Below are 25,332 nucleotides of genomic sequence, written 5' to 3' on the forward strand. Positions count from 1 at the left end.
GGCCCGCGACCTGCAAAAATGGAACAGGTTTCAGAAAGCTTCAAAATGTTTAGCCGAAAGTTCCCCAAATCGGGCTCTTCTGCACTACCTTGATGTCACCCCACAGCCGCGGAAAGGGCGCGTACGCCCCGAAGAATATCGGTTACCTGGTTTGCAAAATCTTTCTCTTTGCTGCTCGGACCAGTTCTTTGTGGGCTACTGCAAGCGGTCCGATGTAAACGTCCTATGAGTAATCCAAGACCTACGAAAGGGTGGGAATCAGTATGATCGTCATGTTCCTCCAGGCGACTGCGCAATTGTTCACCGATCTGCTGGGCAACACATGGAGCGGGTCGATGCTGCCGGGCGTAGAGGCCGGCACAGGCTCGTTGGTATCCGCTATCGAACTCAGCTGATCGATAGTTTCAATTTCCGAGGATCTTTCTGACAGTGGGAGTGAATGATGGGTAGTTTGGGATCGGTCGCTGATGTGCTCGAAGGCGAAATGGGAGGGTTGATCAAGTCGGTCATTGCGGGCATCATTTTCGCGCCGATAATGTCGTCGATCGACCTGGGGTGGCAGGTTCCCCCTCTGCCGTAATTCGGAATCGTCAAGACCCGCGTGTTTGGATAACGGCCACGCAGATCTGATGGACTCCGCTGTTTTTCTTTTCAAAACCCGAACGAACGAATTCCAAGGAGTGTGGAAGTACAGTGGATACAGCAAGTTTGATCGACGCGGTCGGCAGTATTGACGCGAACTCGGTCCAGTTGCCTTTGGCGGCTCTCAAGGGAATTATCGAGGGAGTTTTCGCAGCTATCTCTTCTTTCATTGAACTGGGTGTCACAGGATCCGCTGCGTCAGCCGGATCGATCCAATCCGGCCTCGGCTCCATAGCCGGCACCTAATCCGAAGAGGAGAAAGAAATGTTGAACGGATCATTGACGTACCTGTCCGATCTCGTCAGTTTCGGGTCGGTTGATCTCGTGGGCACGATCGGGAAATACCTGAACGCGCTTTCGTCCTTCCCAGTGTGATGAAAGGAAATGCACAATGCTTGAAAGATACCTGACTTCGATCGTGCAATGGGTTATCGACACAGCGGGCCTCACCTCCGCCGGAAGCAAGATGCTTCAGAATCCGAAGTAGGAAATTCTTGGTGGAGTCTGAATTGGAATACGCCACCGAGTCCGAATGATCCCCGAGGCTGACGTAGGCCTCGGGGATCATTCGGTTTCGAGTTCCGGTCACGATTACCGATGCAGTGAGACGAGGTAGTGTCGATGCGATTGCCCAGCAAATTTGCGGTGCAGTTGGCGCGGTTGAGCCCGCGTGATGCCGATTTCATCTACAACGAGGCGGACGGCCATCTGGGGCATTTGATAGGGGTGTATTTCTTCGATACTTCTCAGCGCCCTGAGTCGGAGTTCTCGCGCGAGCAAGCAGTCGAATGGGTGACCGCACGGCTCGGCCACCATCGCATGTTCACCCACAAGGTAGGTCGTATCCCGCTCGGACTCGATCATCCGTACTGGATGCCAGTCAATGACTTCGACATCCGTGACCACGTACACGTCACAGACCTTGCGGAGCCTGGTTGGGCGTCACTCGAGAAGCCTTTGAGTGCTTTGATGACTTCCCGGATGGACTTGACCCGTCCGCCATGGGAGTTGCACTTCTTCAACGGAATCGAAGGTCTCGACGATCTGGACGGGAGGCTGACCGCCGTAGTGCTCAAGTCCCACCACAGCGCAGCGGATGGGATAGCAATCCGGATGTTGGGGGAATCCATCTTCTCGGGCGAAGAGCGAGCCGCCCGACACGTTCCAGTACCTCGACTATTGAAGGTGCGTGTACTCCTCGAATCGTTGGCGAGCATTCCCAGCCAGATGTTCAGATTCGCCCGGAGCGTTCCAGGGAATCGCGCTGCTCAACGAAGTGCGAACGCGGCCCAATCGGCCGGTGAATGGGTCGAGAGCCTCAACGAACGTCCGGCTACCAGGTTCAACGGCAAAGTCAGCGGATCGGGAACGCTGCAGCAATTAACCCTTCCCGGTGCCGTAATCGGTGGGGTCAAACACGCGGTTCCAGGCGCCACTGTCAACGATGTTCTCCTGGCGATCGTCGGTGGTGCGCTGTCGCGGTATCTGACAGAAAATGGTGAGCCGCCAGGGGGATCCTTGGTGGCAATGGTGCCTCGCTCGATGCGCAAGGTCGAGGAGTGGCAGTCTGCCAATCAACTGGTGACCTTGTCAGTCGATATGCACACGTCCGTTGCGGCGCCGCTGGAACGATTGGCACTCATCGCGGAATCCTCGCGTTCGGAGAAGGTACGTACTTCCCACCCTGCCACTCGCCGTGTGGATGCCGCGATCGAAACGGCGCCGGCATTCCTGCTGAGATTCATTGCTTTTGCGAGAAGTAGGAATTCCCACGATGTCACTCGTCCCCGCTACCAGCACACAATGGTGAGCAATATTCCGCTCTCTGTTGAAGGGCTGACATTGAACGGTGCACCGGGTGCAGCCGTGCTGGCAACCCAGCCCCCGGTTGACGGCGACGGGCTACGGCATTTCATGGTCGCCGCAGCAGGTGGGGGACTGACCCTCAACGTCATCGCGGATACCGCGACCATGCCCGATCTCCACCATTACATCGAACTACTGCGAGCAAGTTTCGATGATTTGGCGGCGGCAGCCGCGATGCAGACTGCGGATTCACCTAACCAAGAGGTTGCCTCCTGATCGATCGGAATCGCAGGCACCTTCTCTGATTGCTGGATCCGGTGATACCCAACGATTCCGAGCAGAACCCAGAGGATCTGCATGTCAGCTCGCTACAATTCGGACATTCGTTCAGCGTCGGAATTGAGGGGCATGCATGATCTTTCGGAACTCGTTGCCAGCCGCGGTATCTCAGATGGGACCGCGAGACGCGGAGTTCGTCTACAACGAGTCCGGTGGACATCTGAGCCACATGGTCTGCGCCTACTTCTTCGACACGACGGGCCATCCGCTCGCAGAGATGACGCACGACGACGCGGTTCGGTGGATCACCGAAAGATTCGGGTACTGGCCACTGTTCACGAGTCGACTCCAGCGAGTTCCGCTGGATCTGGATTATCCCTATTGGGTCCCGGCCGATTTCGACGTCGATGATCATGTGCACGTCCATCGTGCCCCTGTTGCCGGGTGGGCCCCGGTTCGTGAATTGCTCGGGCGCTCGCTCGGGGAGCCGATGGACCTGTCCCGGCCGCCCTGGGAGTTGCACGTCATGACCGGCGTGCACGGGATCGACGAGCTACCGGGCAATCTGACGCTGATCATGCTCAAGACCCACCACGGGGCCGGTGACGGTCTGGCGATCCGCGATCTGACCAACCTTCTGTTCTCCGGTCCGCCGAAACCGGAGACGAAGCGTGCCGGTTCGGGGCTTTCGTCGCTGGATTTGATCGGGCGCACGGTCGTGGGTTTGCCCGGCCAGGCGATCCGTTTCGGCCGGGGTCTGTCCGTGACAAAGGTTGCGGCCGAGACGGTTCGGGAGGCGGAAGAGGCCGGAGAGCTACCTACGTACTCGGCCGACCGCCTACCGACCCGATTCAACGGCGTGCTGGGTGGAGACATCACGATCGATTTCCTGACGCTGGACGGCGCAGACATCAAAGCGATCCGAGCGGCCGTTCCGGACGTGACGGTCAACGACATCTTCCTGACCGTCGTCGCCGGTGCTCTCGACGCCTACCTGTCGGAGAAGGGCGAGAAGTCGGCCAGTGGGTTGGCGGCGATGGTTCCCCGATCGATGCGGCAAATAGCCGAATGGGAATCGGCCAACCAACTGGCGCTGTTGACGGTCGATCTGCACACGGACGTCGAAGATCCGGTCGAGCGGCTGACACTGATCAGGGATTCGGCGCTGATGGCAAAGGGGCGGAGTGCGCACCCAGCCGTCCGTCGTTACGGCACACGCATCGAAACCTCGCCTGCGGCTCTGCTCAGACTCACCGGTCTCTCGCGTCGGCTCAACAAGCTGGACCCTTCGCACAAGGTCATTCAGAACACGACGATCAGCAATGTCCCGGTATCGGTCGACGGCAATGTTTTCGAAGGTGCGCCGGCGGTGGCAGTTCTCGGCGGGCAGGCGCCGGTCGACGGAGACATTCTGCGCCACTTCCTCATTGCCGCGCGTGGAGGTTCTCTGACGCTCAATGTCATCGTCTCGCGAGAGACGATGCCGGATATCGAGCACTATGTCGAATTGTTGCGGGTGGGGTTCACGACGCTTCTGCAGGCAGTTTCTGAACAAAATCGTGAGGTAGTCGAACGATAAAGAGCAACTTGCGTCGGAACTTGTTGTGAATCGACGATTTGTGTTCGGGAAATTTCTGTCGAATTCGTCCTAATTAAGGTAATTGTCCGTAGTGGTGTCGAGTCGTTATCTCGCGGATTAATGTGACTGTCGACACGTCGAGTGTCTACCGCCGGACTGGTTCGATAATCGTCACCGACGGTAAAAAGAATCACCTACGCGAGGAGCTGAACATGGGTTCGTTGATGGATATTCTCGGTGGTCCGAATGGGGACGGTGCACCGATGCAGGCTTTGCTGACAATGCTGCTGGGATTGGACAATGTCGGTGCAAACCTCTTCGGTTCACTGGCTGACACCGCCGGTGGAATCTTCGGATCTCTCGACACCCTCAGCTTTGCGCCGCCTGTCGTTCCCTGAGTTTTCTGATCGGCGTCATTTGCTCGTCCCAAGTGAACCACTGAACATCTAAAGGAGAACGTCATGCTTGAAGGATCTGTCATGGACGCTGCCGGCTCAGTCGGTGCGATCATCGGTCAGGGGTTGGGCAGCGTCAGTGGCCTGGCCGTCAAGGGTCTCGAGGCCCTCGCTGCGCTCAGCGGTGGAGAGTTGAAGGCCGCCAAGTAGATTGTCGATTTCGGGGCCTGCTCGTGTTGGCGCGTAGGCCCCGAAATACTTTTTGTCGGCGCGTAATTCTCGCCATGTCAATTGCCGGAATTCTCACCCTAATGGCATGAGCATCCAGGCGGCGAGATATACCAATGCCGCGGTTCCACCCGTGCAAATAGCGGCGATAACGGCGAGTAGACGGACAAGATTGACGTCGGCGCCGAAGTAATCTGCAATTCCGCCGCACACTCCGGCGAACATTTTCTTGTCGTTGGAACGGGTGAAGGGGCGAGGTGTGTTGCTTTCGAATGTCATGCTTCAATTCTGAAGCGAGATCGCATCAGGCACCATCGGGGACGACCCCCATCTGCACCCTGATCTTTTGAGCCCGTCGTGTCATACCCCGGTAGTTCATCCCAGCTTCACCGAACGGTTGCTGCGGGAGACTACCTTGTCGGCGGTGACCGATTTAGCAGAACGCCGACCGTTCCTCAGCGCCTTCGCGGATCTCTCGACCGCCGTCGATCTGGCCGACACCGCCGCCTTCACCGTCGACGACAATGACGACGACGATCCGGTGCTGCTGACGTCGCCGGACGGTTTCGAGGTCGACACCTGGCGGGAGGGCTACCCGTACGACGCACGGATGCCTCGGGACGAGTACGAAATGTCCAAGCGTCTGCTGCAGATCGAACTCCTCAAGCTGCAGAACTGGTCGAAAGAAACCGGCGCACGGCACGCCATCGTGTTCGAAGGACGCGACGCTGCCGGCAAGGGCGGAACGATCAAACGATTCATGGAGCACCTCAATCCTCGTGGCGCTCGCGTCGTCGCGCTGGAGAAGCCGTCGGCTCGCGAGTCGACGCAGTGGTACTTCCAGCGCTACGTGCAGCACCTTCCCGCCGCCGGGGAACTGGTGATGTTCGATCGATCTTGGTACAACCGGGCCGGGGTCGAGCGGGTCATGGGTTTCTGCACCGACGAGGAGCATGAGCGATTTCTGCGCCAGGTGCCGTTGTTCGAGCAGATGCTCGTCGACGACGGCATCAGCTTGATCAAGTTCTGGTTCTCGGTTTCACCGCTGGAGCAGCGCACGCGGTTCGCGATCAGACAGGTCGATCCCGTGCGGCAGTGGAAGCTTTCGCCGATGGACATCGCTTCTCTGGACAAGTGGGATGCGTACACGGCGGCGAAGGAAGAGATGATCCGGTTCACCGATACCGCCACCGCTCCGTGGACCGTCATCAAGAGCAACGACAAGAAACGCGCGCGGATAAACGCGATGCGTCACGTGCTCAGTCAGTTCGATTACGACAACAAGGATTACGAGATCGTGGGTACTCCGGATCCGCTGATCGTGGGCAGCCTCGAATAGTCGGCGCGTGTGCTCTGCCCATCCGCGGCGTGGGTGGTTAGTGTGAGTTGAATGGAGACCGTACCGATCCAACTCCCCGACGGCACCGTGACCCCGATCCGTCTGTTTCCCGGACCGAACGACGACGCACCCGTGGTGGTGATGTTGCCCGGGCTCGGAGTTCCCGCCGGGTTCTACGATCCGGTGGCGCAGGCCCTGGTCGAAGCCGGCTTCAACGCGGCCATCGGTGAACTGCGCGGCCAAGGTGACAGCAAACCGCGCCCGAGCGCGTCGAGTGCTTTCGGATATCAGGAACTGGTCTCGATCGATTGTCCGGCGACGTTCGAGGTAGTGCGCGAGCGGTTCCCGGCCAGCGCACCATTTCTGATGGGGCACAGCATGGGCGGCCAGATCGGGGTGATGTACGCGTCGAGGATTCGGGGCCGGCTCGGCGGACTGATCCTGGTTGCCTCCGGATCGCCGTATCACCGCGGATTCCCCGGAATCCGTGCGCCCGGACTCTATCTGGGTTCGTCCGCGATGTCGGTGACAGCCAACATTGCCGGCTTCTGGCCGGGAGACCGGGTCAACGTCGGCGGCTTCGGTCGACAGTCGAAAGTACTGATCACCGATTGGGCACGGTTCGCCAGGACCGGTCGCATGGAACCCGTCGGTGGGGATATCGACTACGAGGAGCGGATCGCTCGCCTGACCTTGCCGGTTCTGTCGATCACGATCGAAGGGGACGATCTCGCTCCACGCCGGTCGGCAAAGAACCTGGTGGACAAGCTCTCCGGGGCCCAAGTGACGATGACGCACATCGACGAACCACTCGGTCACAACGGTTGGATACGCAATCCCACCGCTGTGAGCGAGCGCGTCGTCGCGTGGTTACGCGACCGCTGAAAGATCAGCCGAGTTTCTGCCAGAGGAACTCGTAGGTCAGCGCGGTCTTGAAGGCCAGCTGAGCATTGTCCGCGGCGCCGCCGTGGCCACCCTCGATGTTCTCGAAATACAGCACCGGCTTGCCCAGCTCTTCCAGCCGTGCGGCCATCTTGCGGGCATGCGCGGGGTGGACGCGGTCGTCGCGGGTGGATGTCGCGATCAGGATCGGCGGGTACGACGCGGCGGCGTCGATGTTCTGATACGGCGAGTACTCCGAGATGAATGCCCACTCCTCCGGGACATCGGGGTCACCGTATTCGGCCATCCAGGACGCGCCGGCCAGCAGGAGATGGAATCGGCGCATGTCCAGCAGCGGGACCTGGCAGACGATGGCGCCGAAGAGTTCGGGGTATTTGGTCAGCATGATGCCCATCAGCAGGCCGCCGTTGCTTCCGCCCTGAGCTGCCAGAAGATCCGGGGTCGTGATTCCGCGTTCGACGAGGTCTCTCGCGACGGCAGCGAAGTCTTCGTGCACCTTGTGGCGCCCGGCCTTGAGAACCTGTGTGTGCCAACCGGGTCCGTACTCGCCGCCACCGCGAATATTCGCAACCACATAGGTTCCGCCCTGCGTCAGCCAGGCGCGGCCCAGAGAACCACTGTACGACGGTGTCAGCGAGATCTCGAATCCGCCGTACCCGTAGAGCAGGGTGGGGCCGGGCTCGCTACGCGGACTGCGCACCACGAAGTACGGAACTTGGGTGCCGTCGGCAGAGGTGGCGAAGAACTGCTCCGTGGTGATGCCCTCGGCGTCGAAGAACGCGGGAGCCTGCTTGAGGGCAGTGGGTTCGGTTTCGCCGATCACGCCGTGCAAAAGAGTTGCAGGGGAGGTGTATCCACTCGAATTGACGAAGTATTCATTGCTGACATCGGGGTCGGTGTCGAGAATTTCGATACTGGTCAGTTCTGGAAGCCCTTCGAAAGGTCGATCCTCCCAGCCGTTTTCGCCCGGCGTCAGGATTCGCAGCGTCGTGCGCACGTCGGTCAGGACCACCAGAATCGGATGATCGCGTGTCCAGGTGTAGTGCTCGAGCGAGGAATGTGCGTCGGGTTCGAAGATCGATGTCAGTGCTCGTGAGCCGGCAAGGAAATCGTCGTAACGGATGGCAAGCAGTGCGCCGGTCGGATATTCGGTGTCCTCGACGGCCCACACGGACTTGGTGCGGATCAACAACCACTCGTGGTGAATCGAGATCCCGGCGTCCTCGGGGACGTCCACGAGCACCAGTTCACCGTCGGGGCGAACTTCGAAATGCTGAGAGTTGTAGAAATCGACCGAGCGAGTGACGAAGTCTCGTTCGAACCCGGGCGTCGGATCGTGCGAAGCCGAGACGGCCACGTCCGTGGCCTGGCCCTCGTAGACGGTCTCGGCGCTGGAGAGGGGAGTGCCGCGCTTCCACCGTTGGGCCAGACGGGGGTATCCGGAATCGGTGAGCGATCCTGGTCCGATATCCGTTCCGACGTAGACGGTATCGATGTCGATCCAGTCGATGTCGGTCTTGGCCTCGGGAAGGTAGAAGCCGGGATTCTCGCCCTCGGGAGCGAGGAACTCGCGCTTCTCGATGTCGAACTCGCGAACGACCGCCGCGTCTGCCCCACCGCGGGAGAGGCTGATCAATGCACGGTTGCGGTGTGGGCGCAGAAGTTGCGTGCCCTTCCAGACCCAGTTCTCGCCCTCGGCCTCGGCCAGGGCGTCGAGGTCGACGAGGACGTCCCATTCCGGGTCGTCGGTGACGTACTGATCGAACGTCGTGCGTCGCCACAATCCGCGAACGTGGGTGCTGTCTCGCCAGAAGTTGTAGAGGAACTCACCGCGACGGCGAACGTAGGGGATTCGCGCGTCGGTGTCGAGGATCTCGCGCACGTCGCTCTGCAGTCGATCGAAGCGCTCGTTGTCGGTGAGCTGCTCCTCGGTCACGGCATTGTGCTGACGGACCCAATCGAGTGCAGACTCACCGGTCACGTCTTCGAGCCAGAGGTAGGGGTCGTCGCCGGTGGTGGGCTGCTGATCGGAAGTCATACGTCCATTCTTACTGCTCGCTCCCGACAGCACTCGACCCCGCTCCCGAAACACCGGAGCGGGGTCGAGTACGAATCGAGTCAGACGCCCAGGGAGTGAGCGAGCATCGGCCAGGAGTTGTGGAGATCGTCCTGCCAGTAGCCCCACGAGTGGGTGCCTGTCGGCTTGAAGTCGAAGGTGGCCGGGATCTTCAGGTCGCTCAGGCGGTAGGCGAGGTTGTGGGTGCAGTAGTTGACCGCTGCCTCGATGACGCCGCCGACGATCGCCTGGTTGGCGAGCGCACCGACCTGACCGTTGATCGCGGGATTGGCGAGAGTGTCGTGTGGGCCGGGGAGTCCCGAGCCGGTGGAGACGTAGAGCTCGGTGCCGCGGAGCTTCTCGGCGTTGAGGACCGGATCGTTGTCCTTCCATCCCTGACCGTCGAGCGGGCCCCACATGTTGGTGATGTCAGCTCCGCCGCGGGTACCTGTGACAAGTTCGATCGCACTCTGACCGACGGGGGTGCTGGTCTCAGCGCATCCGCTGTACGCGCCGACGCCCTTGTAGAGGCCGGGAGCCGCGATGGCGAGGTTGAGGACCGAGGTCGCGGTCATGGAGATCGCGGAGATCGACTGGACCTTGTTGGTGTTGAACTCGGCGTCGATGACGGGCGGGAGTTCCTTGGTGAGGAACGTCTGCCACTTCTGGCGACCGAGAACCGGATCGTCGTTCACCCAGTCGGTGTAATAGCTGAACGCGCCTTCGAGTGGAGTGACGACGTTGACGTTCTTGTCCTGGAAGAAGTTCATGACGTCGGTCTTGCGTTGCCAGGTCGCCGAGTCTTCGCCGCCGCCTGCACCGTTGAGCAGGTAGAGCGTCGGGCGGGGTTCGCTGTTGTCTGCTGGGAGGATGACCTCGAGCGGGATGTTGCGATCCATCGCCGGGGAGAAGACCGAGATGGTGACCTTGCGGTCGCCGGTCTTGGTGTTGCTCACAACGTGCGATCCGGACGTGTCACCGCCCGCAGAAGCTGTCGCCGGACTGATCAGCATCGGCAGCACCGTGGCCACTGCGAGAGCTGCGATCACACTGCCACGCTTGAAAATTCGAGCACGCATACGTTCGGATCCTCCACCTGAATGTCTTCGGATCCGGAACGGATCGAAGTGCCTGTGAGCCCTTACTGGAACAGGTTCACTTTTTGTTATGTGTCAGTAAAGCAGAGCGGGCGCAGAAAGTGACGCGATTCGATTGCCTGACAATTGAATTGGCCCCGGAATTAACCCCGGAATTAACCCCCGAATCGGCCCAGACAAGCACTCGACCCCGCTCCCGGAAGTGCAGGGAGCGGGGTCGAGTCGGAACGATTTCGGTCAGATGCCCATCGAACGAGCGAGCATCGGCCAGGAGTTGTGGAGATCGTCTTCCCAGTAGCCCCACGAGTGGGTGCCGGTCGGCTTGAAGTCGAAGGTGGCCGGGATCTTGAGATCGTTGAGGCGGTAGGCGAGGTTGTGGGTGCAGTAGTTGACTGCTGCCTCGATGACGCCGCCGACGATCACCTGGTTGGCGAGTGTGCCGACCTGTCCGTTGATCGCCTCGTTGTTCAGGGTGTCGTGCGGGCCGGGGAGTCCGGAGCCGGTGGAGATGAAGAGCTCGGTGCCGCGGAGCTTCTCGGCGTTGACGACGGGGTCGTTGTCGATCCAGCCCTGGCCGTCGAGGGGGCCCCACATGTTGGTCACGTCAGCGTCGCCGCGCATGCCCACAACCAGTTCGATGGAGGACTGGCCGACCGGTGTGCTGGTCTCGGCGCATCCGCTGTATGCACCGACGCCCTTGTAGAGGCCCGGAGCTGCGATGGCGAGGTTGAGGACCGAGGTCGCGGTCATCGAGATCGCGGAGATCGACTGGACGCCGTTGGTGTTGAACTCGGCGTCGATGACGGGCGGGAGTTCCTGGGTCAGGAACGTCTGCCACTTCTGACGGCCGAGGGACGGGTCGTCGTTCACCCAGTCGGTGTAGTAGCTGAATGCACCTTCGAGCGGGGTGACGACGTTGACGTTCTTGTCAGCGAAGAACTCGTTGACGTCGGTCTGACGCTGCCACGTCGCCCGGTCTTCGCCGCCGCCTGCACCGTTGAGCAGGTAGAGGGTCGGGCGGGGTTCGCTGCCGTCTGCCGGGAGGATGACCTCGAGCGGAATATCGCGTTCCATGGAAGGGGAGTACACCTTGATGGTGGCGATGCGCCCGTTGTCCGTGCGGCTCGAGAGCTTGGAACCCGTTGTGTTTGCCTTGGCAACAGTTGCCGTGGTGGTCGACGGATCTCCGCCTGCGGACGACACTGCAGGGCTGATCAGCATCGGCAGCACGGATACTGCGGCTACAGCGGCGACCAGACGGCCACGCTTGAAAGTGCGAGCACGCATACGTTCAGAAACCTCCACCTAAAATTCCTTCGAATCCGCCCAGGAGTGAACGGTCCTTTGTTGCTGTTCCCGTACGGGAATTCATGCTGGGTACATGCTCTGTCGATAGGTACAGGGCGTGTGAGTCTTGTAAGTTCTACCGCATCGGTGCGTTATCCGCCAGTGAACCAGAGATTTGCTGAACGTACGACCAGTTTCAGGTGAATTTCCCTGATCATCGACGGGATTAGTGAGTGAACCGGACATATCCACTATGGGAACAACATTGTTGCCTACCTCTGCAGTCGAACGCGTCTGTCGAAGATCTTCTCCGATATCAGCGCCCAGCGGGGAGTTACGTTTCGGTGAACGTCGGTTACTCGCCGCAGACTCGCGCGGACTCGACGGCAATCGCCAAGAGTTTCGCGTGGCAGGCGCGGGTCGAGTTCCCGGAGATAACCCCTGTCTTCACCGTCGACGGCGTCGTCGAGATTCAGGAGTCCGGCGGAATCGCCCTGGCCTTCGACCTGGAGGACTCGAATCCGCTGGAGGGAGACCTGGCCAACGTCTCGTACTTCTACGACCTCGGAGTCCGCTCGATGTTGCCGACGTATAACTACATGAACGCTGCCGGCTGCGGCTGCTTGGACCTGGCGGACACGGGGTTGAGTGGATACGGCCGTGACCTGGTTGCCGAGATGAATCGCGTCGGAATGACGGTCGACGGCTCACATTGTTCGGTACAGACGGGGTTGGACATCTCAGCTATCACCCAGCGAGCAATGATCTACAGCCACTCGAACCTCCGAAGGTTGTGGGAGCATCCGCGCAACATCACCGACGATCAGGCCAGAGCGTGTGCGGAGACCGGCGGCGTCATCGGGATCAACGGCGTCGGCATTTTCCTCGGCGTCAACGGACCGGATGACGACCAGGCTCGGCTGTCCGCGATGGCCGACCACATCGAAGAGGCTGTGGGACTCGTCGGCATCGATCATGTCGGGATCGGCTCCGACTTCTCCTTCGACGCCGACGACTTCCGCGAAGAGATCGAGCAGAACCCGTCGTCGTTCTCCGAGGCGTACACCGCGTGGGGGCCACTGCAGTGGACTCCTCCGGAGGACGTGCTGACACTTGATCAGGTATTGCGTGACCGGGGCTTCGACGAGCCGTCGATCGAGGCCGTGTACGGCGGAAATTTCGCCCGAGTTGCCCGAGAAGTGTGGGCTACCGACGGGTAATGCGACCATCTGGGGACAGCGAAACGATGCAGGACTACCCTGGTGAATCGTGACCTCACACTATGACGTCGTTGTCCTCGGAGCCGGCCCCGGTGGGTACGTCGCTGCTATCCGCGCGGCACAACTGGGCCTGAGCACCGCCATCATCGAGCAGAAGTACTGGGGCGGTGTATGCCTGAATGTCGGCTGCATTCCGTCCAAGGCGCTTCTCCGTAACGCCGAACTCGCGCACATCTTCACGAAAGAAGCGAAGACGTTCGGCATGTCCGGAGACGTGTCCTTCGATTTCGGCTCCGCTTTCGATCGCAGCCGCAAGGTCGCGGACGGGCGAGTCAAGGGCATTCACTTCTTGATGAAGAAGAACAAGATCCCGGAGTACGACGGCAAGGGCACGTTCGTCGACGCCAACACCATCAGCGTGGAGCTGAGCAAGGGTGGCACCGAGACGATCACGTTCGACAACGCGATCATCGCGACGGGTTCGTACACCAAGCTGCTGCCCGGCACCTCGCTGAGCGAGAACGTCGTGACCTACGAAGAGCAGATCCTCACCCGTGACCTTCCGGGTTCGATCCTGATCGTCGGTGCCGGCGCGATCGGCATGGAGTTCGGTTACGTCCTCAAGAACTACGGCGTCGACGTCACGATCGTCGAGTTCCTCGATCGGGCACTGCCCAATGAGGACGCCGACGTCTCGAAGGAAATCGCCAAGCAGTACAAGAAGCTCGGCGTCACCATCAAGACCGGTGCCGCTGTGCAGTCCATCAGCGACGACGGCAGCAAGGTCACCGTCTCGATCAAGGACAACAAGTCCGGCGAGATCGAGACCGTGGTCGTCGACAAGGTTCTGCAGTCCGTCGGCTTCGCACCGCGTGTGGAGGGCTTCGGTCTCGAGAACACCGGTGTCGCGTTGACCGATCGCGGCGCCATCGCGATCGACGACTACATGCGCACCAACGTCCCGCACATCTTCGCCATCGGTGACGTCACCGCCAAGCTGCAGCTCGCGCACGTCGCAGAAGCTCAGGCTGTCGTCGCTGCCGAGACCATCGGCGGGGCGGAGACGCAGACACTCGGTGACTACCGGATGATGCCGCGTGCGACGTTCTGCCAGCCGCAGGTCGCCTCGTTCGGGTTGACCGAGGAGCAGGCCAAGGCCGAGGGCTACGACGTCAAGGTCGCGAACTTCCCGTTCGCTGCCAACGGCAAGGCACACGGTCTCGGTGACCCGACCGGTTTCGTCAAGCTGATCGCCGACAAGAAGTACGGCGAACTGCTCGGCGGGCACCTCATCGGACCGGACGTGTCGGAACTGCTGCCCGAGCTGACCTTGGCCCAGAAGTGGGACCTCACGGTCAACGAGTTGGCACGCAACGTCCACACCCACCCCACGCTCAGTGAGGCACTGCAGGAAGCGATCCACGGCCTCGCAGGCCACATGATCAACTTCTGACGGCAGGGCCTTCGGCCCCGTGCGCCTTTTCGGTAGTTCGCACTACCGGAAAGGCGCACGGGGTTTTTCGTCTTTTGTGTCGAGTTGTGTTGCGAAACCGCCATCTGAGGCCTTCGAGTCGGGGTATAGGCGCGCAACGCATTAGCGTCCCGAGTCGACCATCCGGCTTTCGAAGGACCACTCATGAAAACTCGTTCCGTACTGCTCGCGGCTTGCGTCGCGCTGACGCTCTCCGCCTGTGGAACCTCAGGTGATTCCGGATCGGACGCCGAAGCTTCGGGTGCCGCCGAGGCGGGGGCGTTCCCCGTGACCGTCGACCACGCCTACGGTTCGACGACGATCGACGCGGAGCCTATGCGCATCGTGACCATCGGATGGAGTGGCCAGGATTCGGTGATTGCACTGAACAAGGTCCCAGTCGCGATGGAGAGCTTCTCCGGCGACGGCATCGAGAACAACATCCTGCCCTGGGACGCTTCGCGTCTGAACGGTGCCAAGCCTGTTCTCATGACGACCAATCCCGATATCCCGTTCGAGCAGATTCTCGGGCTCGATCCCGACGTGATCCTTGCCGTCTACTCGGGCATCGACGAGGGCGAGTACAAGCGTCTCAGTGACATCGCGCCGACCGTCGCGTTCCCCGACCAGCCGTGGGATACGGCGTGGGACAAGCAGATGAGCATGATCGGTGCAGCGCTCGGACAGCCGGAGCAGGCTCAGACGCTGATCGACGAGACCGGGGCGTACTTCGAGAAGCAGGCCGCTGATCACCCACAGTTCCAGGGCAAAACCGCAACGTATGCAATGCGCACCGACGAGGGCCTGATCGTCTTCTGCGGCACCGACCCGCGGATCCGTCTTCTCGGCCAGCTCGGGGTGAAGACCTCGCCCGGTGTCGACGCAGTGTGCACTTCCGGCGACAGTTCGGTGTCCGTGGGCATGGAATCCATCGACACACTCGACGCCGACGTCTTCATTCTCGTCGACGCCGACGGCACCAACCTGGACAAGCTGATGTCCTTCGGTCCGTTCGCGAACATGACCTCGGTGTCGAACGGCCGTCTGGTTCGTCTGGTCGGAATGGACTACGCGATGGCTACGTCCGCTCCGACGGTGCTGAGCGTTCCCTACGCATTCGACGAGTTCATCGCTCAGCTTTCGGACAAGTTGAGCTGATTCCGAGCGTCGTACGACGCTTGTGACGCAACGATTTTCGGAACCTGCGACTCGAGTAGTTCGATCAGGGCCGTGATCTTTGCGGCGACGTCGGCGCCGAGTTCGGTCAGGCTGTATTCCACTTTGGGCGGGATGGTTTCGAGTACCTCACGGTGCACGAGGCCATCCCGCTCGAGTGTTTGCAGGGTCTGCGAGAGCATGCGCTCGCTGACTCCGTCGACGCGTCGGCGCAGGGCACTGAACCGGTACGGGCCCTCGTTCAATGCCGCCAGCGCGAGTGCGCCCCAGCGTCCGGTTGCATTCTGCAATGCCGCCCGAGAGTTGCATCCGCGAGCGAAGACGTCAGCCTCGAGGGTTGGGTCCACGACGTCGGCATTCGGATCAGGAGTCTGGGCAGCACGTGAAGGTGAGTCGGTGCTGGTCATGAACCCAGGCTACTACTGCACGATCCGATAGCGCTAACTCGCCGTGTTGCACTTACGAAAAATAAGTGCATGATGGTTGCGGAACGCATTTACGCTTCAACCTGGATCGGGAGTTCGCATGAGCATTGCAGTCACCGGCGCAACCGGAAACCTCGGACAACTGGTAGTCGAGTCGTTGATCGAGCGGGGAGCCGCCGCGTCCGACATCGTCGCAGTGGTCCGCAATCCACAGAAGGCGGAAAGCCTCGCGGCGCGCGGAGTAGTTGTACGTCAAGCGGACTATGCCGATGCCTCGGCGTTGGAAACCGCATTGGCGGGCGTCGACAAGCTGGTGCTGATCTCGGGAAGTGAAGTGGGGTCACGGCTCGCGCAACACACCAACATCATCGACGCGGCGAAGGCTGCCGGTGTCGGATTCATCGTCTACACGAGCATCTTGAATGCTCAGGACACGCCGATGAAGCTTGCTGCCGAGCACAAGGCGACCGAGGACGTGCTCACTCGGAGCGGTATTCCGTTCGCGCTGTTGCGCAACGGTTGGTACTGGGAGAACTTCACCAACGACCTGGCCGGTGTGATCGAACGCGGCGCACTGGTCGGTGCGGGAGCGGAAGGCAAGATCGCGGCTGCGGCGCGTGCGGATTACGCCGACGCCGCAGCAGTAGTCGCGACCACCGATGGCCACGAAGGCGCAGTGTACGAGTTGGGCGGTGACGAGAGGCTCACCTACGCCGAATTTGCCGAGAAGATCAGCGAATTCGCGGGTAAGCCCGTCGTGTATCAGTTCGTGGACGAGCAGGCATACGAAGGCATTCTCGAGAGTGTCGGACTGCCCGCACCGGTTGCGCAGATCCTCGCCGATTCCGATGCTGCAATTGCCAAGGGGGCGTTGGACACCGAGTCGGGTGACCTGCAGAAGTTGATCGGACGCAGCAGCACTCCGGTGGCTGAGGTGTTGAAGCAGGCCTAACCTGCTGTGCGCCTTTATTAACCGCGGGCGGTTAATAAAGGCGCACAGGGGGTTACCCCATGTGGACTGCACCCTCGGCGGGCAGATCACCCTTCTTGGCGCGGACCAGAACCAGCACTACCGGTGCGATGATCGCCAACAGGATTGCCGCCCAACCGAATGCGGCCGAGTATCCGGATACCTCGGCGCCGAAGAAGTAGTCCGTCATCGAGGCGACGAAGTCCTGCACCGGCTGGGGGAGTAGTGCCAATTGATCGCCGGTCGGGATGGTCGCGTTCGACATGTCGACAGGAATGCCTTCCGGCGGGATCGGCGCCGCGTTGTCGGCGGTGAAGGCCGACTTTGCCGAAGCGTAGATCGTGGTGAACAGTGCGGTTCCGAGTGCGCCGCCGATCTGCAGGGTGGCGTTGACCAGGGCACTGGCAGCGCCGGCGTCGTGGTCGGGGACACCGATCAGTGCGAGGTTCTGCATCGGCACCATCAGCAGACCCAGTCCGAAGCCGAAGATCGCGAGGCCGGGGAACACGTGCGTCCAGTAGGAGCTGTGTACCTCGATCTGGGTCAGCATGAGCAGTCCTACTGCTGCCACCAGCGGGCCGGCGACCATGAGCGGCTTGGGGCCGATCTTGGTGGACAACTGCGCTGCGATGGTCGACGCCAAGACGATGAAGAACGCCATCGGCAGCGATCCGACGCCGGCCATGACCGGGCTGAATCCGAGCACGATCTGTAGGTAGAACGTCAGGTACAACGTGCCGCCGAGCAGGGCAGCGCCCACCAACATGGAGCCGATCAGAGCGGCGCCGCGATCACGATGCCACGGAACACTCAGCGGCAGAAGCGGATTCTTGCTGCGGCTCTCGACGACCACGAAGATCGCGAGGAAGACCAGGCCCAGTGCGATGAACAGCAAAGTGTCCGCCTGACCCCAGCCGTGCTCGGCGCGCGTGAACCCGTACACCAGTGAACCGAGGCCGAGTGCGATGAGAATCGCACCGGGAAGGTCGTAGCTCGTGTCGCCGTGTGCCTTGGTTTCCTTGACGATCGGGACGGCCGCAGCGATGGCGATCAGCGCGATCGGGATGTTGACGAGCAGGCACCAGCGCCAGTCGACGTACTGCGTCAGCACTCCGCCGAGGAGCAGGCCGATGGCAGCGCCACCGCCGGAGATCGCGCCGTAAACGGCAAAAGCCTTGGCGCGCTCCTTCTCTCCGATAAAGGTGGTGGTGAGCATCGAGAGTGCTGCGGGCGCGAGTAGTGCTGCGAAGACGCCCTGGCCGGCGCGGGCGATGAACAGTTCGATACCGCTCTGCGCGATGCCGCCGATGCCGGAGGCAACCGCGAAGCCCGCCATGCCGACGATGAAGGAGCGCTTGCGGCCCCAGTAGTCGGCGATTCGGCCGCCGAGGAGCAACAGCGCACCGAACGCCAAGGCGTACGACGTGACCACCCACGCGCGGTCCAGGTCGCTGATACCCAGTTCCTCCTGGGCCGCCGGTAGGGCGATGGAGACGATGGTGCCGTCGAGCACCACCATGAGTTGAGCGAACGCGACGATGCAGAGCACCAGCCAGCGACGTTGATGATTCGGATTCTCGGAGACAGCCGGGGTCGGTGGCAGAGTGCCGCCGTCGACGTGGGACGTGGTGGTCATTGGAAAAAGGTATTCCAGCCTTCTCGGGTGAGTCAAACGAAATAGTTCGTTCGGTTACCATCATCACTATGGCTCCCACTGATGTGACCGCGACAAAACAGCGAATCCTCGACGCTGCGCAAGAAGAATTCGGCACCTACGGGCTTGCCGGTGCGCGCATCGATCGGATTGCGAAGAACGGAAACGCCAGTAAGGAGCGCCTCTACGCCTATTTCGGCGACAAGGTCGCGTTGTTCCACGCGGTGCTCGACGTCGACTTCGAGCAGGCAATGGAGTCTGTCGAGTTCACCGGTGAAGACATGCCCGCGCATGCCGTCGAACTGTTCGACGCGATGCTCGGCAAACCGCAGATTCAACGGATGATGATCTGGGGTCAACTGCAGGGTGAGGCGCCACGGATGAAGAAGCTGGCCGAGGAACATTCCAGTTGGGTTCCGCGAATGGCCACGATCCGCAAGGCACAGGACGACGGCATCATCTCGAAGCATTGGGATCCCCAGGACTTGATCACAATGCTGTTCGGCCTCGTGTTCGGCTGGGTGGTGGCACCCGGTGTGGCTGACAACCAGAACGTCGACGCCGACGAGATTGCGCGCCGACGCGAAGTGGTGCGTGAGGCGGTCACTCGAATCTGCAAGCCCTAGCTGTCAGCGAGCGAGGTACGCGGCCCAACCGCCGTAGCCGGTGATGTCAGCTGCGCCATTTACGGCGTCATGGGTGCAGCTGAAACCGACAGTCGTTCTGCCGTCGGATAACTCGACGCTCGTGAGCGCCATCGGCGCAGGCAGTGCAGCGAGGAACGTTCCCAGACCTGCCGGTGAGATTCGGAATATCTCGCCGACGACTGGCGCTCCGAGGTCAGGACCGCGGCGCACCAGGCCGGGCTTCGGTGGCGTTGTGTCGAGAGCGAAGAGCCGGTAGGCATCCGAGGTGGTGACGGTTTCGACGTACCGCGCACCGAGGTCGACCAACTGTGTGTTGAGGGGTTGCCCGCGCAGGTGAGCGCCGAACACTGCGAGGTCGATTCCGGTGTCCACGAGGGTAGGCGAAGGCACACCGCCGAGTCGCGCAGCGAGGTCGATGGCGATCTGGTCGTCGAAAGCGGGTACGACGAACATGACGCCGAACGGGTGGTCTTCGGCAGTGCGGTGCCCGGGCGCCGCCACAGCTGCCATGTCGAGCAGGTTGCAGAAGTTTGTGAAAGTTCCCATCCGGCGGTTGATTCCGATCGGATCCTCGGTCACGGCGGCGATGGTCGGATGTTCGGTGGTGGTCGGAAGCAGTAGGGCGTCGAACCCGGCGAGGAGTGCCCGGGCAGCGGCCTTGGCGCGGGTGAGAGCATCGAGATCGTCGACTAGCTGGTATCCGGTGGGGTGCTTCGCGCCGAGCACGATGTCGGACACCGCGGGATCTGCTCCGGCAGGACGAGTTTCGAGGAACTCGCCGGCCGCTGCATATCGCTGCGCCACCACGGCGCCGTCGTAGAGCAATCGGGCCGCGTCGAGCAGTCCGGAGATGTCGACGGTCTCGGTCTCGGCGCCGCCGGCTACCAGAGCCCCCACGGTGTCCTGGAACGCTGCCAGATACGACGGGCTCAGTTGCGCCAGATCTTCGATTCGGGGCACGGCGACACGGGGATTCGGCGCTGCTGCGAGACGAACATCCGAAGGCCAGACTCGGCTGCGGGGATCGCGCGGTTCGTGGCCGACCATGATTGCCGCTGCCGCGGTTGCCGATTCGAGGTCGCCGGCGAACACGGTCAAAGCGTCGTAGTCGACGCAGGCGGGTACGACTCCGTGGACGGGGATGACGCCGAGCGAAAGCTTGAGTCCGTAGATCCCGTGGAACGCTGCCGGGACTCGGCCGGAACCGGCAGTGTCGGTGCCGATTCCGATGTCTGCAATCCCCAGTGCGACAGCGACGGCGGATCCGGAACTACTACCACCCGAGATCAACTCTTCGTTCCAGGCGCAGCGAACGGCTCCGTACGGGCTCCGCGTTCCGACCAGTCCGGTGGCGAACTGGTCCAGATTGGTCTTCCCCAGAACAACAGCGCCGCGCTCGATCAACCGCGCAACGGCACTGGCTGTTTCATCCGGCGCATACGCGAATTCGGGGCACGCCGCTGTGGTCGACAGACCGACGACGTCGACGTTGTCCTTGACGGCGATCAGACTCCCGGCCAGGGGAAGCTGTTCGCCTGCGGCGAGTCTGGCCTCGACCGAGGCGGCGTCGGCAAGCACATCGTCCTTGCTGCGCAACGTGATCCAGACTTCGGGGCGATCTACTTCCTCGATCCGCTGGAATGCCTGCTCGACCCGGGCTGTCGGGGTGAAAACTTCTGCTGCGATGGTCATGTGTGTACTGCTCCGATCAGTCCGTGATGTGGGCGAGTGAGAGCGCGGTGATCGCACGGGTCACCCGGTCGAGAACGACGTCGAGAGACTCGCCGATGTGTTGGTGCAAAAGAGTGCGGGCCTCGGGCAGGTTGCCGGCAAGTAGTTGTTCGAGGATGCGAATGTGCTCCGCGATCGAGGTGTCGATGCGGCCGTTGACCATGAAGTCGTACATCCGAACGTGCCGGATACGGGAGTTCACGGACAGCAGTGACGCGACCAGTTCATTGTTTCCCGACGCCCTCAGTACGGCGACGTGGAATTCCTCGTCCAGTTCGACGAACCCCGGTTCCTGAGCGGGCGGATCGAGAGCCAGGGCACGCCACCGCACCAATTCGTCGTCGAGGATTGTTCGGTCGTGCCGGATCGTCGGATCTGCAATCGCCCGGGTAATTCCTTGTAGTTCCAGAGTGATTCGGAGTTCATACAGATCTCGGATCCGCGGGATGCTCGGGCGCACGGCGGAGAACCCGTACTCTTCCCGGCGCAGGAGTCCATCGGCGCACAGCATCGTCAACGCTTCCCGTACTGGTGTGCGAGAAATGCCGAAACGCGCGGAGAGTTTCGGTTCCGTCAGGCGCTGATCGAACCCGATAGTCCCGTTGACCAGTTCGGTGCGTAGTTCCCGGTAGACCACCTCACGCAGTGGCTCCGGCGCCGTATTCATCCCTGTCGACATACCTGTATACGCTATTGATCAGGTGTTTCGTCCAGATGTCTTCGGGTTAGAGCTGAGTTACGGCCGCCGCGGAACTTCAGGAGAAGTCGCGCTGAACCCGCAAGGTTCCGATCGTGGTGGCCAGGCCGTCGTACTGGGTAACCAGCAAGGTGAATTCGATCAACCGACGATCGTCGAGATGCTGTGAAAGCGTTCCCCACGTGGTGTCGGTGACGTCCTTGGTGGTGACCAGCTCGTCGACCGCAGTCAAGATCGCACGGTGACGCGGACTCAATTCGGAAGCGCCAGGGCCCTCGATGATTCGGGCCAGTTCTTCTGCGTCGATTCCGGCTTTGCGGCCGAGCCTGATGTGGTGATCCATCTCGTAACCGCAGTCCCGCAGGTGCGCGACTCGCAGGATGATCAGTTCGGTGTCGTGGCGAGAGATCTTGCCGCCGGGCATGAGTGAGCCGGAGTAGTGCAGCCAACCGCGGAAGAGTCCGCCCGTGCGCCCCAAGGTGCTGAACAGATGCGCATCGGGTGCTCCGGCAGCCTTCGACAGGACACGCCAGATTCCCCAGTTGATCGGACCGAGGTCCTTGAATCGGCCGGGCGGGATGCGGGGGTTCATGCGACTCCACGGATGTGAGAGGGACGGAGGTCGATAGCTCGTTGCGCGATGTGGCGGACCGCGGCGCTGCGGCGGGGCGCGTGTACGCGTGACTTTCGGCCGACGATACCGCGCTCGAACGCGTCGACGGCGTCAGCGACGGTGGTGGTGCCGACGCTGGCGAGGGTTCCGCGTGCTCCGTCGAACGACAAAGCGGTGGTGTCGGTGTCGATGTCGCCGATGTACGCGACGCCCACCTTGGTGCCGAGGTGTTTCATCTCCAGGCGCAATGCGTCTCCCAAGGCTTCGACGCCGGCGCGCGAAGCACCGAACGGTCCGCGAAGCGGATGCTTGGCGGCGCCGTGAGCCGAGGTGACCACCAGGGCGTAACCGTTTTCGTGACTGATGTGCGGACCGGATGCGCGCAGGGTGTAGTACGTGCCCATGAGATTGACTTCGACGGCGCGGCGCATGTCCGCAGGGTCGCCGCCGAGGATCGACGAGTTCGCCTCGACACCGGCATTGGCGACGACGACGTCGATGCCGCCCAGCTTCTCGGCTATGTAGTCGACGCCGCGAGATAGCTGCGCGAGGTCGGCGACATCGCACAACTGCCAGGGCGCGCGGCCGCAGGAGGTGGCGACTTGTTCGAGAAGTTCCGGCTCGAGTCCGAGGAGCCCGACGGATGCACCGCGGTCGTAGAGGCGTCTGGCCAGCGAAGAACCGATATTGCGGGCGGCGCCGGTGATCAGGATGCGCCGACCCGTCAGGTCGTCCGCACCACTCTTGGCCGATTCGGCCTTGCCCGCCTCGCTCTTGCCCATTGCTGTGTCCCTACGCAGTGACCTTCTGGTCCTCCGACGCTAACACCGCCGGGTAGCTGCGACTGCAAGTACCGCCAACTCCGTCCGGATGGACGCTCAGACCGATGCGGCTTCGAGACGCGGATGTGACGCGGAAGCCTGTGTCGACCGCAATCGGCGGAATCGGACCACGGCAACGACGGCGGCAACAGCCGCGAGGATCACCAACGGCAGTGACGGACCCATCGTGGGTTCGATGACGACCAGCAGCACCGGCAGTCCGAATCCGAGATAGGTGCCGACGTAGAAGATCCCGGTCAACGCGCCTCGCGAGGCCGGGGGAGCCAGCGACTCGAGATCGAGCAGGCCTTCACGCAGGCACAGTCCGTAGGCCGTACCGAGGACGAGCGCGCAGACGATGAACAACCCGAGCGTGGGGTGTGCACCGCCGACGGCGACCAGGCAGTATCCGAGTGCCGCCAGTGCGGCGCCGACCGTGCCGGCCTGGGGACCCCAATTACGATGACGCGCAGCGGTTTGAACCAGAATCCCGGCACCGAGAGTCAACGCCGCCGCGAAACCAGGAAGGAGCGGCCCGGAGTAGCGGTCACCGAGCCTGGCCGTCATGGTCACGAAAGAGACTGTTGCACTGGCGAACACCCACGGAGCCAACGGAAGTGCCCAGAACAGTGCAACCTTCACGCCGGTTCCCGACTGCTTTGCAGGGTCGGGAACCGGCGTGAAGGTCGCAGCTTTGGTGGGAGCAGGAGTACGACTCCACACGGCCGCCGCGGCAACCGAACCCACCGACAAGACGGCTGAGACGACAAACGGCGTGGCGAGCGGGAAAGCGGCAAATTCCGCCAACAGACCCGAAAACAGCGGTCCCAGTGCAAAACCCGAGGTAAGTACGACGCCCGCCATGACGGTGCCGGACTTGCCGCGAAGGTCGGCCGCCCACGCGGTACCGGCGCCGATCGCCAGACCGGCACCGATACCGACGACAAGGCGTCCGACCATGAGTCCCGGCGCGTCGTGCCAGAGAAGAAGAATCAAGGTTCCGAGCGAGGCTATGAGCGCACCGGGCAGGACAACGACAGCTCGACCGACGCGGTCCGACACAGCTCCACCGGTCAACAGGCCGGGCAGCAGCCCGAGCGCGTAGATGCCGAAAACACCGTCGAGCACGGTGTGCGAGAGGCCCTCGTCCACCCGGAGAACCGGGATGAGCGAGGCAAAGTGGTTGGCGGCCCAACCCATCGAAAGCAGAACGGCCAGTACCGAGATGAACCCGCGACGGGAAGGATCGCCCATACCGGCAGCTTATGCGGGCACCAGATCGCTCACGTCGGCGAGGAGTTCGAACGTACGCAACCATGCCTCGCGGTTGGTGCCGGTCGACACCGTGATCAGCTCGTCGGCCTGCGCATGCTCGGTGAACTCGTCGAGGTAGGCGCGGACCTCCGTGGGCGTGCCGATGGCGCTGTACTTGGTCATCTGCAGAACCTGCTGACCCGCGGGGGAGTCGAGCAGCATGTCCGCTTCGTCGTCCGTGAACTTGCGTCCGCGTCCGAGAAGAAGGCTGACGCGCGAACGCTTGGCCGCGAGGAAGTCCTGCTGAGCCTGCTCATGGGTGTCGGCGGCGATGACGTTGACGCCCGCGATGACGTACGGCTCCGCCAACTGCTCCGACGGCTTGAACTCGCGTCGATAGATCGCGACGGCGTCGCGCAGGGCGTTGGGGGCGAAGTGCGAGGCAAATGCATACGGCAGGCCGAGCATCGCGGCGAGCTTGGCTCCGAACAGTGACGATCCGAGAATGTAGAGCGGAACGTGAGTGCCCTTACCGGGAACGGCATTGATTCCGGGGACGCGCGAAGTGTCGCCGAGGTAGCCCTGAAGTTCGAGTACGTCCTGCGGGAAGCTGTCCGAAGAACTCGGGTCGCGTCGCAAAGCCTGCATCGTCTTCTGATCACTACCGGGCGCGCGACCGAGACCGAGATCGATGCGACCCGGGTGCAGAGTCTCGAGGGTGCCGAACTGCTCGGCGATCGTCAGCGGCGCGTGGTTGGGGAGCATGATCCCACCGGCGCCGAGGCGGATTTTGCTGGTGTGCGCGGCGACGTGGCTGATCAGAACACTCGTAGCCGAAGACGCGATGGAACCCATGTTGTGGTGCTCGGCGTACCAGATTCGCTTGTAGCCCCACTCCTCGGCACGCTGCGCCAAGGTCACGCTGGCGTCGAAGCTGTCTTTGGCGGTTTCGTTGTCGCCGATGTGGGCGAGATCGAGGATGGAAAGTGGGACGGCCATGAATGTGGTGCCTTTCTCAGCGAATAGAACGCAAGCGTCGTTG

General features: G+C 61.9%; 24 protein-coding genes. 12 read left to right on the forward strand and 12 right to left on the reverse strand.

Going from position 1 to position 25,332, the window contains the following annotated elements:
• The first annotated feature begins 263 nt into the window (after positions 1-263).
• The 5 genes from ACFQ6Y_RS23910 (at position 264) to ACFQ6Y_RS23930 (ending at position 4,911) form a co-directional block, all read left to right on the forward strand.
• Positions 264-395, forward strand: a complete 132-nt coding sequence (locus ACFQ6Y_RS23910; RefSeq protein WP_378537383.1) for a hypothetical protein — start codon at positions 264-266, stop codon at positions 393-395.
• 868 nt (positions 396-1,263) lie between these two features.
• The gene (locus ACFQ6Y_RS23915; protein WP_378637939.1) at positions 1,264-2,724 is read left to right on the forward strand and encodes a wax ester/triacylglycerol synthase domain-containing protein; all 1,461 of its coding nucleotides are present in this window, start codon (positions 1,264-1,266) and stop codon (positions 2,722-2,724) included.
• 136 nt (positions 2,725-2,860) lie between these two features.
• A complete protein-coding gene (locus tag ACFQ6Y_RS23920; protein ID WP_378447059.1) occupies positions 2,861-4,306 on the forward strand; it encodes a wax ester/triacylglycerol synthase domain-containing protein in 1,446 nt (481 codons plus the stop codon).
• A gap of 122 nt (positions 4,307-4,428) precedes the next feature.
• On the forward strand, positions 4,429-4,704 hold the full coding sequence (locus tag ACFQ6Y_RS23925) for a hypothetical protein (RefSeq protein ID WP_378537387.1): 276 nt from the start codon (positions 4,429-4,431) through the stop codon (positions 4,702-4,704).
• A gap of 63 nt (positions 4,705-4,767) precedes the next feature.
• Positions 4,768-4,911: a hypothetical protein gene (locus ACFQ6Y_RS23930; protein WP_003941503.1), complete on the forward strand. Its 144-nt coding sequence runs from the start codon at positions 4,768-4,770 to the stop codon at positions 4,909-4,911.
• Positions 4,912-5,004: 93 nt separating this feature from the next.
• Here ACFQ6Y_RS23930 and ACFQ6Y_RS23935 read toward each other — a convergent pair whose 3' ends face one another.
• Positions 5,005-5,208 (reverse strand): PspC domain-containing protein, encoded by a 204-nt coding sequence (locus ACFQ6Y_RS23935; RefSeq protein ID WP_003941534.1) that lies wholly within the window; start codon positions 5,206-5,208, stop codon positions 5,005-5,007.
• Positions 5,209-5,353: 145 nt separating this feature from the next.
• On the opposite strand from ACFQ6Y_RS23935, the gene ppk2 reads away from it, so the two are divergent.
• Together ppk2 and ACFQ6Y_RS23945 are read left to right on the forward strand one after the other, a co-directional pair.
• Positions 5,354-6,268: a polyphosphate kinase 2 gene (ppk2, locus tag ACFQ6Y_RS23940; protein WP_007733731.1), complete on the forward strand. Its 915-nt coding sequence runs from the start codon at positions 5,354-5,356 to the stop codon at positions 6,266-6,268.
• A gap of 51 nt (positions 6,269-6,319) precedes the next feature.
• Positions 6,320-7,153: an alpha/beta fold hydrolase gene (locus ACFQ6Y_RS23945; protein WP_378637944.1), complete on the forward strand. Its 834-nt coding sequence runs from the start codon at positions 6,320-6,322 to the stop codon at positions 7,151-7,153.
• A gap of 4 nt (positions 7,154-7,157) precedes the next feature.
• On the opposite strand, the gene ACFQ6Y_RS23950 is transcribed toward ACFQ6Y_RS23945, so the two are convergent.
• The 3 genes from ACFQ6Y_RS23950 to ACFQ6Y_RS23960 all read right to left on the reverse strand — a co-directional run bounded on the left by ACFQ6Y_RS23950 (position 7,158) and on the right by ACFQ6Y_RS23960 (position 11,611).
• On the reverse strand, positions 7,158-9,209 hold the full coding sequence (locus ACFQ6Y_RS23950; RefSeq protein ID WP_378637953.1) for a prolyl oligopeptidase family protein: 2,052 nt from the start codon (positions 9,207-9,209) through the stop codon (positions 7,158-7,160).
• A gap of 80 nt (positions 9,210-9,289) precedes the next feature.
• Positions 9,290-10,306, reverse strand: coding sequence for an alpha/beta hydrolase family protein (locus tag ACFQ6Y_RS23955; RefSeq protein WP_007733734.1), 1,017 nt, complete (start codon positions 10,304-10,306; stop codon positions 9,290-9,292).
• A 255-nt stretch (positions 10,307-10,561) separates the two neighbouring features.
• Positions 10,562-11,611: an alpha/beta hydrolase family protein gene (locus ACFQ6Y_RS23960; RefSeq protein ID WP_007733735.1), complete on the reverse strand. Its 1,050-nt coding sequence runs from the start codon at positions 11,609-11,611 to the stop codon at positions 10,562-10,564.
• A 233-nt stretch (positions 11,612-11,844) separates the two neighbouring features.
• Between ACFQ6Y_RS23960 and ACFQ6Y_RS23965 the strand changes: the two genes are divergently transcribed.
• From ACFQ6Y_RS23965 to ACFQ6Y_RS23975, 3 genes are all read left to right on the forward strand, one after another.
• Positions 11,845-12,831 (forward strand): membrane dipeptidase, encoded by a 987-nt coding sequence (locus ACFQ6Y_RS23965; RefSeq protein ID WP_350491797.1) that lies wholly within the window; start codon positions 11,845-11,847, stop codon positions 12,829-12,831.
• 49 nt (positions 12,832-12,880) lie between these two features.
• Positions 12,881-14,284, forward strand: coding sequence for a dihydrolipoyl dehydrogenase (lpdA, locus tag ACFQ6Y_RS23970; RefSeq protein WP_003941477.1), 1,404 nt, complete (start codon positions 12,881-12,883; stop codon positions 14,282-14,284).
• Between the two features lie 183 nt (positions 14,285-14,467).
• Complete coding sequence (locus ACFQ6Y_RS23975; protein ID WP_378637962.1) at positions 14,468-15,460, forward strand: iron-siderophore ABC transporter substrate-binding protein; 993 nt, start codon at positions 14,468-14,470, stop codon at positions 15,458-15,460.
• Here ACFQ6Y_RS23975 and ACFQ6Y_RS23980 read toward each other — a convergent pair.
• Positions 15,436-15,885 carry a helix-turn-helix domain-containing protein gene (locus ACFQ6Y_RS23980; RefSeq protein ID WP_007735410.1) on the reverse strand — a complete coding sequence of 150 codons (450 nt, stop codon included), beginning with the start codon at positions 15,883-15,885 and terminating at the stop codon, positions 15,436-15,438. The genes ACFQ6Y_RS23975 and ACFQ6Y_RS23980 overlap by 25 nt on opposite strands.
• Before the next feature lie 118 nt (positions 15,886-16,003).
• Here ACFQ6Y_RS23980 and ACFQ6Y_RS23985 point away from each other — a divergent pair, with 118 nt between their 5' ends.
• Positions 16,004-16,855: an SDR family oxidoreductase gene (locus tag ACFQ6Y_RS23985; RefSeq protein ID WP_378637966.1), complete on the forward strand. Its 852-nt coding sequence runs from the start codon at positions 16,004-16,006 to the stop codon at positions 16,853-16,855.
• Between the two features lie 52 nt (positions 16,856-16,907).
• On the opposite strand, the gene ACFQ6Y_RS23990 is transcribed toward ACFQ6Y_RS23985, so the two are convergent.
• Positions 16,908-18,509: an MFS transporter gene (locus tag ACFQ6Y_RS23990; protein WP_378637971.1), complete on the reverse strand. Its 1,602-nt coding sequence runs from the start codon at positions 18,507-18,509 to the stop codon at positions 16,908-16,910.
• A gap of 68 nt (positions 18,510-18,577) precedes the next feature.
• Here ACFQ6Y_RS23990 and ACFQ6Y_RS23995 point away from each other — a divergent pair, with 68 nt between their 5' ends.
• Complete coding sequence (locus ACFQ6Y_RS23995) at positions 18,578-19,153, forward strand: TetR family transcriptional regulator (protein ID WP_378447068.1); 576 nt, start codon at positions 18,578-18,580, stop codon at positions 19,151-19,153.
• Positions 19,154-19,156: 3 nt separating this feature from the next.
• Here the strand turns inward: ACFQ6Y_RS23995 and atzF are convergent, their stop codons facing one another.
• The 6 genes from atzF to ACFQ6Y_RS24025 all read right to left on the reverse strand — a co-directional run bounded on the left by atzF (position 19,157) and on the right by ACFQ6Y_RS24025 (position 25,289).
• Positions 19,157-20,923 (reverse strand): allophanate hydrolase, encoded by a 1,767-nt coding sequence (gene atzF, locus ACFQ6Y_RS24000; RefSeq protein WP_378637975.1) that lies wholly within the window; start codon positions 20,921-20,923, stop codon positions 19,157-19,159.
• Positions 20,883-21,584 carry a GntR family transcriptional regulator gene (locus ACFQ6Y_RS24005; RefSeq protein ID WP_378637980.1) on the reverse strand — a complete coding sequence of 234 codons (702 nt, stop codon included), beginning with the start codon at positions 21,582-21,584 and terminating at the stop codon, positions 20,883-20,885. The genes atzF and ACFQ6Y_RS24005 overlap by 41 nt, the downstream gene beginning before the upstream one ends.
• A gap of 76 nt (positions 21,585-21,660) precedes the next feature.
• Positions 21,661-22,194 (reverse strand): carboxymuconolactone decarboxylase family protein, encoded by a 534-nt coding sequence (locus tag ACFQ6Y_RS24010; RefSeq protein WP_378637985.1) that lies wholly within the window; start codon positions 22,192-22,194, stop codon positions 21,661-21,663.
• Positions 22,191-22,997 carry an SDR family NAD(P)-dependent oxidoreductase gene (locus tag ACFQ6Y_RS24015; RefSeq protein WP_378637988.1) on the reverse strand — a complete coding sequence of 269 codons (807 nt, stop codon included), beginning with the start codon at positions 22,995-22,997 and terminating at the stop codon, positions 22,191-22,193. The genes ACFQ6Y_RS24010 and ACFQ6Y_RS24015 overlap by 4 nt, the downstream gene beginning before the upstream one ends.
• Before the next feature lie 96 nt (positions 22,998-23,093).
• Positions 23,094-24,290: an MFS transporter gene (locus ACFQ6Y_RS24020; RefSeq protein ID WP_378637991.1), complete on the reverse strand. Its 1,197-nt coding sequence runs from the start codon at positions 24,288-24,290 to the stop codon at positions 23,094-23,096.
• Between the two features lie 9 nt (positions 24,291-24,299).
• Complete coding sequence (locus ACFQ6Y_RS24025; protein WP_039973481.1) at positions 24,300-25,289, reverse strand: LLM class flavin-dependent oxidoreductase; 990 nt, start codon at positions 25,287-25,289, stop codon at positions 24,300-24,302.
• Between the last annotated feature and the right edge of the window lie 43 nt (positions 25,290-25,332).

It is taken from the genome of Rhodococcus sp. NPDC056516 (assembly GCF_042794655.1).
In the GTDB taxonomy this organism is placed as follows: domain Bacteria; phylum Actinomycetota; class Actinomycetes; order Mycobacteriales; family Mycobacteriaceae; genus Rhodococcus_F.